The organism is Gammaproteobacteria bacterium (assembly GCA_013003425.1).
Classification (GTDB): domain Bacteria; phylum Pseudomonadota; class Gammaproteobacteria; order Steroidobacterales; family JABDKV01; genus JABDJB01.
In genome coordinates this window covers 1-10,589 of the sequence record JABDJB010000066.1, presented here as the reverse complement: position 1 = coordinate 10,589, position 10,589 = coordinate 1, and the positions used below count along the sequence as shown (strand labels likewise).

Sequence of the window (10,589 nt, the reverse complement as noted above, 5' to 3'; positions counted from 1 at the left end):
TGAAGGGAAACAACTGCGCGCGTCCGCGTGCCGGACAAATTGTGCAGTTATGAGGGGGAAATAAAAATGCAAATCACAACACAAAAAATTCCTGCGCTGTTACTCGCAGCATTATTTTCACTACCGGCGCCGGTGCACGCGCTGAATATCGTGCCGGTCTACGTCGATGGTCTCGGCAACTGGGACAGTATCGGCACCAGCTCAGCCGACGGCCGCATCGCTTTCAACGCAGCCATTGCGGTTTGGGAAGCGTTGATACCGATAGACATGACCATCGACGTTACGGTGACGTTTGATGATTTCACGGTCAACCCCGACCTTAATCCCGATGCGATCGGCGTCTGGCAGGGGTCGGTCAGCGGCCTGAGCTGCAGCGGTGCCGAGTGCCTCAGCCGCATCGATATCATGCCCGACTCGGATTTCGTGCAGCACACTATAGTTTTCGACACATCGGACCTGGGGAGCCTGTTTTTCGACGCGACACCCGATGATGCGTCGGATCTGGCTTTCGCGGACTTTGACGCATTCAGCATTGCGCTGCATGAAATTGGCCACATGCTCGGCTTCACGCCATTCTTCTACCAGGCAGATGTATTCCAGGCCGAAGGCCCTAACTTTTTCCCGTGGGCTGATCTCATCGACGAGTTTGGCGTTTTTGATCCGTTCGGGCTTGCCGTGCAGATGTTCGGCGACCTGGCGCACCTGGCTTCAACCGGCGCTCCGGGTGGCGCGGTCATGGAGCCGTCAATATTCAATGGCGAGCGTCGCATGGTCAGCGACCTCGAAGTGCAGATGCTGTTGCGAGCCTACGATTTTTACGGCGCCGTTGTGCCGGTGCCGGCAGCACTGCCGTTAATGCTGTCGGCCCTGTTTGGCCTGGCAGTGCTACGCCGTCGTCGACACGGCTGAAGTTTCATCACCCCCCATGCGTCGGCCGCTGGCCGGCGCTTTTTTTTGGCCAGGCTGACTAGATTGGTGAACCGGGTGGTGGTTGCAGCGACTCCAGCGGGGCAACCGCTGCGGGGTCGGCAAAAAATCGCTGTAGCTGATCAGCTGCAAAGCGGTAATGCGCACGCCAGTCGCCGGCATCATGGTTGTGCCTCGCCTTGAGCCATTCCTGCAGCACCATCAACCGGTCGAGGGTAACGGCGCGTACCTGTGGCTGCACGCCGCTGTTGGCCGCCAGCGCCATCAGGCGCTGCAGAACTGCCGTGTCGACGACACGTTGAAGAGTATGGCCGGTGCCGGCCGGCGCGTACCAGGTTGCATCGAGTAGTGTATCGAGCAGCTCGGAAAAGTCGGGCTGACCGGCATCGACTGCATGGTCGTTGATCATGCGCGCAGCACGCGTCGGGTCGAGCAGCTGGTCGAGCGTAATACCGGCAGCTGTAGCCGCCGCGGCGAACGGATCAAACAGGTAACCGGTTTGCCGGGGGAACAGTTCACGCGTGTTGCCCTGGCCTGGCGGGCGTGGCGCAATCAGCGCAACAAGTTCCGGATCGAGCGCCAGCACCCGCGGTTGCAGCGTCGCCAGCAGTGCGGTGATGGCCTGTCTCTGCTTGCGTGCAGCAACTGGCCGGGTAGGTTCCAGCCCGTCACCACGCAGCGCATAGTTGAAGTAGCGCCCGCCGATGAATTTTGCCGCCGCTTCGACCTGGTAGCGATGCAGCAGGTACATCGGCACCAGCGCCTCTTCGATGCTTGCCATCGGCCTGCCGATGCGTATGTTTTTCTCGGAAAAGTTCTGCAGGACGCGCTGGCGCACCTGCATCAGCTGCTCCAGCGAATCAACTGCATCGCTGCCGCTGTCCCACAGGCTGGCAAGCGGGTGCGCCGCACCCGGGCTGCGCGTAAAGGCGTCGCCCCGTGAATGCACATCGGCGACAAAATCCAGGCCCATGGCGTAGGTTTCCAGCAGTATTTCCTCGCGCGCGGCGGCGGTGTCTGTCGCCGCAGGGAAATCCTGGTAGCCCCACAGGATTGCGCGCTTGTCCCACTCACCGATTCCCTTGTCGTATGCATCCGAGATGTCGACGTTGCCGTCGGCGTCCAGGCGTACCAGCGGGTGGGGATAGTCCATGACCGAGGCGCGGTTATCGGTGCTGGCGGCAAAGTTGTGACCAATGCCCAGGGTATGTCCTACCTCGTGCGCGGCCAGCTGGCGTATGCGTGCGAGTGCAAACTGCAGCAGTTCTGGGGGCACGTTGCCGTCTTCGTATGGAGCGAGCAGGCCTTCGGCGAGCAGGTAATCCTGGCGCACCCGCAGCGAGCCCAGCGATACATGACCCTTGATGATCTCGCCGGTACGGGGGTCGCGCACTGACCAGCCGTACGACCAGCCGCGGGTCGAGCGATGCACCCACTGGATGACGTTGTAGCGCACGTCGAGCGGACTGGCATCTTCCGGCAGGAGCTCGACGCGGAACGCATTCTCGTAGCCGGCAGCGGTGAATGCTTCGTTCCACCAGCTGGCACCGTCGATCAGTGCGCTGCGGACTGGTTCGGGCACACCACGATCGACGTAATAGATGATCGGTTTGACCGGCGGGCTCGACGGGGCTGCAGGGTCGCGTTTTTTCAGCCGATGACGGTATGCCAAAGGACGACCAAGCGGCTCGCCAACCGGCGTCGCGTAGTCGCGCGGTAATCCGCCACCCCATGCTGCCGGGTCGATATAGCCGGCGCGCGGGTCGAACGGCAGCGGTTCGTAGCCATCTGGCGGCAGGCGGATAAAGGAGTGGTGCATGTGTACGGTTACCGATCGCGCATCCGGCACTACGGTCCGCAGCAGCGGTCCGGCCGGTTGCCCGGTAAACGTAACAATGGCCTCGACTTCACTGTTGTCGGGAAACGCAGCAGTCTGGGGCAGAAAAATTGCCGAACGTGAGGCATCGGGCTGGTAGTCGCCCTCGTTGGCATTTTTCAGCGTACGCGCCAGGTTGTGAGCGTCACGCAGGAAAAAATCGGTGGCGTCGACAAGCACCGTGCCGTTTTGTCCGGCAACAGCCGTGAAGCCCCACAATACAGAGCGCCCGAACGACTGCTCTACAGCATTGCGTTCTGCCGCATTGCTGGAGTTGGCCGCGTAAACGGGATTGTCTTCGACCAGCAGGACTTTCGGGCCGGAGCGCTGGAAATAGACCAGCTTGCTGTCGCCGAGTTGGCCGCGATCGAGCCCCAGGTCATTGGAACCGACCCCGCGCGCAAGTCCACTGACATAAATGAACGGCTGGTCGAAATTGTCGACTGTCAGCATCAGTCGTCCACCGGCCGTATCCCAGTGCAGATCCACAAAGCCCGGCATCGACTGCAGCGTGGCGGTCTTGGAGGCAATGGACGGCAGGGCACCCGACGCCATGATCTGCGGACTGCTGCTGGCGCAGCCAGCCAGCAGCAGGATGCAGGTGAGCAGGCTATTGCGCATAGAGGTCAATCACCCGTTCGATGGCTTCGCTGCAAACGCGGCAGAAGCCGACGTCGTCGCGGGTGAACATGATGCAGTCCATCTCCGGACGGTAAAGCCCGGTGGCCTGGTAACTGGCACCCTCGAAGGCGCCGACGGTATTGGAAAACTCCTGGGTTCCCAGCAACTCGGTCAGCACATCACGCTGCTCGTAAAAAAGTTTGTCCATTTCACTCTCCGGCGCTCCGGCTGCCCGCAGCTCGGCGCGGCGTGCCTGGTAGCCACGGGATTTCTCGTCGAATTCCTGTTTCGGCCACGGCGTCGGTACTGGCGTGCGGCGTTCGGCCAGGTGGCGCCATTTAAGCTGCGCCGGGTCGTGTAACGCCGTGACGTTCGGTTCCCATGGTTCGGGCTGAATGCCGCCCGTATCAGTCTCGTAGGATACCGGTGAGGTGTAATATTCGTCGGCCAGGGCGGCAAAGTGATGGCCGAATTCATGTATGAACACGTATTCGGCGAAAGCGGTGTCTACTGAAGTTGTAGCCTGGAAATTGTAGATCCCGCCACCGCCGTACTGTTCTTCGTTTGCCAGGATTTCGATGAAGTCATACGGCGCTGCGGAGGCAGCATCGCGCAGGGCACGATTGTCGTACGTCAGTACATATCGTTCGGAATCGAATATGTTGTACTCGAGAGAAACCGGGGTGCGGTTGAAATCACCGGCGCGTGGCCGGCTGACGCCGCTTTCCTGCGCCGGGATTTCCAGGGCGCGAACGTTGAAGTCACGTTTGCGTGACTTGAACGGCTCGGTTTCGAACAGGGCATCGGTGAGCCGTCGCGCGTCACGGCGAAATTTCTTCATTTCGCCGCTGCTATAACCTTCGGCGATCAGCAGCAGGTCGACCTTCTCGGCGGCCGGCCCGTATTCGAAAAGAGTCCACACGTTATATTGCGAATTGAGTTGCACCGGATTGACGAAACGTGAGGCGGGATCGACGCGTGTCATCCACAGCTGCCTGAAACCGCGTGTTCCGTCACGCACCTTCAGCACCACCTGTACCGGGCTTCGTGGCCAGGGAAAGCGCAGGCTTTCGTGAAATGTACGATGAGTATCGCGGTACTCGCCGGTCGTTTCCCACTCACCGTAAATAGTCGCGAAGCCGCGCGAGTAAATAACCTGGTTGGTATCAGGATCGATTACCTCGAGCAGATACTTGCCAAGGTTGGTGCTGTCGATCAGCTGCGTGCGGCTACCCGGCCAGTCGCCGTCGGCGACGATGCGGTCCAGCGCGATGATTTCATCACCCTTGCCGCCGGTGTGAAATATATCCACCCGCATTGTCGAGTCGGTGAAGAAAGAGGCGTAGTCAGGCTCGTGTGCCGCTGACGCAGCACACCAGAACAATGCCGCCACCGCGACCAGCTTCCTGCACAATGCGCTCACCAGATTTTTACGCGTTCTTCCGGCGGCAGGTACATGCCATCACCCTCGCGCACACCAAAAGCTTCATAAAAGGCGGGGATATTGATGACCGACCCGTTGGCACGAAACTTGGGCGGCGAGTGCGGATCGATCGTCAGCAGCCGCTTTGTTTCATCATCACGAGCCTTGTAACGCCAGACCTGGGCCCAGCCAATGAAGAACCGCTGGTCACCGGTCAGGCCATCGATAACCGGTGGTTCCTTGCCATTCAGTGATAGCCGGTAGGCTTTGTGCGCGATGGTCAGGCCGCCCAGGTCGCCGATATTCTCGCCTGAGGTGAACTCGCCGTTGATGGTCAGGCCGTCGATAACCTCATAGCTGTTGTATTGCGCCGCAAGCTTCTGCTTGCGCTCCTCAAATCGGGTGTTGTCTTCTTCGGTCCACCAGTCACGCAGATTGCCGTCACCGTCAAACTTGCGGCCCTGGTCATCGAAGCCATGGCCGATTTCGTGACCGATTCCGGCGCCTATAGCGCCATAATTAACCGCCTCATCGGCGTTAACGTCGAAAAACGGCGGTTGCAGAATTGATGCCGGAAATACGATCTCGTTCCAGAACGGATTGAAATAGGCGTTGACGGTTTGTGGCGTCATCAGCCACTCGCTCTTGTCGACCGGCTTATCCAGTTTGTTGACGTTGCGGCGAAACTCGAATTCCCGGGCGCGCTTGACGTTGCCAACCAGGTCGCCGGCAACAACTTCCAGCCCGCTATAGTCGCGCCATTTGTCCGGGTAGCCAATCTTGGCGGTAAACTTGGATAACTTTGTCAGCGCTTCCTCTTTTGTATCTTCACCCATCCACTCGAGTTCACGAATCGACTCGTCGTATGCAGCGATGAGGTTTTCTATCATCACCTGCATCCGCTGCTTTGCCTCGGGCTTGAAGTGTTTTTCGACATAGAGCTGGCCGAGCAGCTCACCCATATTGCCATTGAGCGAGGTTACGGCACGCTTCCACAGCGCGCGCGGCTCCCTGGTGCCTTTTAGTCCTTTACTGAAGAACTCGAAGTTGAGCATGAACAGCTCTTCCCCCAGCACCGGGGCGAAAGCACTGACGGTATGGAATGCGAGATAGTCACGCCACACGGAGACAGGAGTCTCGACAAGTATCTTGTTGATACCCTCGAAGTAGCTCGGCTGCATCATGATGTAGCGTTCCCGCGGCGGGATGCCAACTACATCGAACATCAGCTGCCAGTCGATATCAGGCGTCAGTGCGGCTACTTCGCCGGCAGTCTTCGGGTTGTAGTACTTTTCCGGGTCCCGGTTATCTTCGCGCGTCCACTGAATCTGTGCGATGCGCGTCTCCAGGTCGAGTTGCTGTCGCGCTTTGGCAGCGGGGTCATCAGCGCCGAGTTGTTCGAAAATCGCAGTGGCATAGGTCGTCATCAACTCGCGGCCCTTGCTGTATTGCTCGGTATCTTCGAGATAATAATCGCGGTCGGGCAGGGTCAGGCCGGCCTGGCCGATGTAGACAACGTTGGTGTCCGGGTCCTGCGCATCGGAGAAAATAAATATGCCCACCGGGAAGTCGACGCCATTTACGCCAAGTGTGGCGGCCATGCGGTAGATGTCGTCCAGAGTCCTGGCGCCATCGATACTCTCCAGGTCGGCAGCGATCGGCTGCATGCCCAGTTTGTTGGTGCGATCCTGGTCCAGGTAAGCGTTGTAATAGTCGCGAATTTTTTGTGCTGCGCTGCCGTTGCTGACATTGGACTTGCTGCTGACCTCTTCCACCAGCGCGCGCACGTCTTCCTGCGATTTTTCACCCAGGATATTAAAAGTGCCCCAGCGGGCACGGTCAGCCGGGATTTCAGTGTTCTTAACCCAGCCGCCGTTCAGTGCCTCGAAAAAGTCGTCCTGTACCCGAACCGTGGGGTCGAAGCCCGTATTGTCGACGCCACTGCTCAACGCGGGTTGTTTCTTGCCCATAGTAGTCGGCGTCGTTGCAGTGCACGCACAAAGTGCCAGGGACGCGACCAGTGCAGGTAGCAGGATTTTCATGGGATCTCCTTTATTCGAGGCGTTGCGCATGATACCGAAAACAGCAACGAGCCTCCCGATGCAGCAGGCTCAACTATACTGTGACTACTTTGTGTATTTTGCAGCAGGGGAACTGAGGTATGTCTTTTAAAAACAGCTTATTAGCTTTGTTTTTTATTGCGACGCTCAACATCGGCGTCGCTGTCGCGGGTGAGCCGGACTACGATGCTGTGGCCGATAACCTGGTCAATGGCTCGCTGGCGGTGCGTCCGGGCGAGGTGATCCAGATCAACGGCAACGCCTCGCAGATAGCGCTGATGGAGGCGTTGTATGTCGCGGTTTCGAAGGCCGGTGGCCAGCCGGTTGTTATTCTGTCGCTGCCGCAGGCATCGAAGCGCGCGATCATGCAGACGCCGGTGGAACATCTCGAACGCGTGCCGACCGGACAGGTATCGCTGGCGCGCATGTTTGACGGCATTATCAATGTCGCGTCGATTACTGATCCGGGGCTTTTCGCCGATGTGCCCGAAGAACGGCTGGCAGCGACACGTCGCGCCGGCGCGCCGCTGAACGATGTTTTCCGCAACGTCGGCCTGCGCTCGGTCTCGCTGGGCCAGACTGGTGGCATCCCGACCGCCGCCTACGCCGCATCGGTGGGTGCCGACCACCGCAAGATGACCGACGCCTTCTGGAAAGCGCTGGAAGTGGCGCCCGACCAGATCGAAGCGGCGGCAACACTGGTGACCGGAATGCTCGCGCCGGGAACTGACGTGCACATCAAATCAAAGGCGGGCACCGACCTGCGCTTCCGCCTGTCGCAGCAGGCTGCACGTATCAACGCCGGGCGCACTATGGATGTCGACGTAAAAACCGGTCCTGCACAGGTGTGGCTGCCGGCCGGCGAGGCGTACGCCACCGTTGCGCCGGGTTCTGCGAGCGGCACGCTGGTAGTCGACCGGACAATGTTCCGCGGCAAGCCAATCGAAGACCTGAAAATGACGTTTGAAAACGGCCGCATGACCAGTATGAGTGCCGGCAGGAACGGCGACCAGTTGAAAGAGTATTTCGCCTCGACCAGCGACAATACGGTGGAATTATCCATTATGGATATCGGGCTCAATCCGGCCAGCAAGCCAATGGGCGATGCCTACATGTCCTGGGAAATGGGCGGCATGGTTACCGTCGGGCTGGGTAATAATGCCTGGGCCGGTGGCGACAACGATGCTGACGGCACTTTCAGTGTGCACATTCCCAAAGCGGATGTAGAAGTTGGCGGAACCCGCGTTGCCTCCAATGGCAAGCTGTCGGGTACCATCATGGCTGCCTATCGTCGCTAGCAGAAACCTGTGCCGGGCCGCGCCCGATGCGGCAGCATTGAAAGCCTGCCGCCGTGTGCGGCCCGGCATAACAGGAGCGATAGATGAAACTGTTCTGGTGTCCGCAGACGCGCGCGTCGCGCGCGGTTTGGTTGCTGGAGGAAGCGGGCGTCGAATACGAGCGCGTGCTGATTGACGTGCGCAAAAAAGATGCAAAGAACGACCCGGCATTTCTCGCCGCCAGCCCGATGCGCAAAGTCCCGGCGCTCGAGGATGGTGCGGTGCGCGTCGCCGATTCAGCCGCGATTTGTCTTTACATTGCCGATCGCTATCCGCAACAGGCCCTGGCGCCGTCCGTCGACAGCCCGCTGCGCGGCCGCTACCTGTTCTGGATGACGTACGCGCCCGGCGTCATCGAACCGGCGATGGCCGAAAAGTTTGCCGGCTGGGAGACCGCCCGCGGTCAGCGTGGCTGGGGCGATTTTGAGTTGATGATCGAGACCTGGGAGCGCGAGCTGGGCGACGCGCCCTGGCTGCTTGGCGAGCAGTTTTCCGCCGCCGATATCATGGTCGGCTCGTCCGCGGTATTCATGCGCATGTTTGGCATCATGCCCGACTCGCCGCGGCTGAACGACTACGCCGACCGTTGCCTGGCGCGGCCTGCTTACCAGCGAGCGCTGGCACTGGATGAGCCGTCACCCGCGTAACAAGCGGGCAGGGCGTTTGTTAATCCGGCGCAAGGCAGCCGCCTACGGAGTAATGCTCCCGGCAAAAGCCCCCAGGGGTACGGCGACCAGGACGCCCCGTTGTGCCACGAAATACTTTGAGGACTGCGGCGGCGGGGTGCCGCTGCTTGCCGCGTACGTGCGGGCATCTGCTGCGCACAGATTTCATTACCGGCTTACGCTGCCGCGCGGCAATAGACGGATTCATCCTTCCTGCATGCGAATGTGAGCAGGATTGCGGGTCGCGGACGCTATTTTTGTCCGGCGTTCCAGTCCTGATGGAAGATGCCCGTCCGTTTCCCACAGCAGTCCAAAAAAAAGGGCCGGTCGTGCCGGCCCGTATAAGGAATAAGCTGTTTACTACTGCGAGCGGCGCAGCTGGCTCTGGTCGAGTATCAGGTCGAAGCCCTGCATATTGGCCGGGATGACTACCGTCGACCCGCCGTTGGCGGCAAACGCCTGCAGAGCCAGGTTAACTTCGTGCTGCAGATATTCAGCCGTCAGGCTGGCGTTAATTATCTCGTTGGCCTGGGCAATACCACGGGCACGTTCGATTTCGATCTCCGCATCTTTTTGCGCGATATCGACTTCGATGCGCTTGGCCTCCAGCCGCTTCTGATTTTGCACCGCTTCACGGATGCTGGCTTCGATACTCGGATCGGTGTTCAGCGCCCGCACGACGACGCGCGGTATCTCAAACACCTGCGGGTCCTTCTCGTCGAGCCGTTTCTGCAGGTTATCGATTATCGACAGCTGCAATGCTTCACGCTGGCGATGCAGGTCCAGGCTGTCGATGTTGGCAACAGCTTCATAGATCGCGCCGCGCGCCTCGCGATAGACCATGCGGTAGGCCGGCAGCATCGCTTCGGCGCCGTGTACCGACGTATCGTTGTACTTCACCATCATCTCGGCTACCGAATCCGGCATCGTGCGATAAAACACCGTGACGTCCAGGTCTTTCAGCGACAGGTTGTCCGCCGCTTTCGGCCTCAGGTCTTCCAGGTCGATAGTGATTTCCTTCGACGAGAACTCGAAGTGCTGTGTCAAAACAGGCAGCTTGAGGTTCACGCCGGCCTGCGTTTCCACCATGTTGACCGAGCCCAGCGTTCGTTCGACGCCTACATGTCCGGTATCTATGATGTAAAAGGAGCCACTCAGCAGCACGAAGGCCAGAACCGCCAACATGCCGAGTCCCAATGCGCCCGGTCCAACCCGGCCCATCTGCTTTGCTATTAAAACTTTGCCTATCTCTTTCTTCATCCTTTGCTCCTTCTAACCAGACCTCGTTTTGGCGATAACATCGGCGAGGTCCATCACCGGATCCAGTCGCTCACTGATCAGCACCGGGTCGTAGCAGGCGCTGCGCCTGGTGACACCCATCTGCAGTATTGACTGGATCAATACGAATACTTTCTCGGCCAGCCCGCGTTCGATTTCTCGCAACGCGTCGGCTTCCAGGTCGGTGGCCGCACCGTTGGCTGCCACCAGGTAGGCCATGCAATCGGGTAGCCACTCGCCGAGCCTGCTCAGCAGTTCCGAGTGCATACCCGCCTCGCGCTCACTGTTGCGAATGATCCGCAGCGTGGGGGCCACGCTTTCCTGGGCCAGCTTCAGCGCGGCAGGGTACTCCTCGGTACCGTGCTGGCGCCGCCGCGCATCGGCGATCAGCGCCCGCAGCTT

At 59.7% G+C, this 10,589-nt stretch carries 8 protein-coding genes; 3 read left to right on the top strand and 5 right to left on the bottom strand.

Going from position 1 to position 10,589, the window contains the following annotated elements; all coding sequences use genetic code 11:
- The first annotated feature begins 66 nt into the window (after positions 1-66).
- A complete protein-coding gene (locus HKN06_09575; GenBank protein NNF61561.1) occupies positions 67-909 on the top strand; it encodes a VPLPA-CTERM sorting domain-containing protein in 843 nt (280 codons plus the stop codon).
- Between the two features lie 58 nt (positions 910-967).
- On the opposite strand, the gene HKN06_09570 is transcribed toward HKN06_09575, so the two are convergent.
- Genes HKN06_09570 through HKN06_09560 form a run of 3 tightly spaced genes read right to left on the bottom strand, consistent with a single transcriptional unit; the run spans position 968 to position 6,889 of the window.
- On the bottom strand, positions 968-3,424 hold the full coding sequence (locus HKN06_09570; protein NNF61560.1) for a DUF5117 domain-containing protein: 2,457 nt from the start codon (positions 3,422-3,424) through the stop codon (positions 968-970).
- Positions 3,414-4,838: a peptidase M64 gene (locus tag HKN06_09565; protein ID NNF61559.1), complete on the bottom strand. Its 1,425-nt coding sequence runs from the start codon at positions 4,836-4,838 to the stop codon at positions 3,414-3,416. The genes HKN06_09570 and HKN06_09565 overlap by 11 nt, the downstream gene beginning before the upstream one ends.
- A 5-nt stretch (positions 4,839-4,843) precedes the next feature.
- A complete protein-coding gene (locus HKN06_09560; GenBank protein NNF61558.1) occupies positions 4,844-6,889 on the bottom strand; it encodes a M13 family metallopeptidase in 2,046 nt (681 codons plus the stop codon).
- A gap of 119 nt (positions 6,890-7,008) precedes the next feature.
- Here HKN06_09560 and HKN06_09555 point away from each other — a divergent pair, with 119 nt between their 5' ends.
- Both HKN06_09555 and HKN06_09550 read left to right on the top strand, forming a co-directional pair.
- Positions 7,009-8,205 (top strand): aminopeptidase, encoded by a 1,197-nt coding sequence (locus tag HKN06_09555; protein ID NNF61557.1) that lies wholly within the window; start codon positions 7,009-7,011, stop codon positions 8,203-8,205.
- 83 nt (positions 8,206-8,288) lie between these two features.
- A complete protein-coding gene (locus HKN06_09550) occupies positions 8,289-8,891 on the top strand; it encodes a glutathione S-transferase family protein (GenBank protein NNF61556.1) in 603 nt (200 codons plus the stop codon).
- 378 nt (positions 8,892-9,269) lie between these two features.
- Here HKN06_09550 and HKN06_09545 read toward each other — a convergent pair whose 3' ends face one another.
- Complete coding sequence (locus HKN06_09545; protein NNF61555.1) at positions 9,270-10,169, bottom strand: hypothetical protein; 900 nt, start codon at positions 10,167-10,169, stop codon at positions 9,270-9,272.
- A 12-nt stretch (positions 10,170-10,181) separates the two neighbouring features.
- On the bottom strand, positions 10,182-10,589 hold a 408-nt coding region (locus HKN06_09540), incomplete at its 5' end, for a hypothetical protein (GenBank protein NNF61554.1).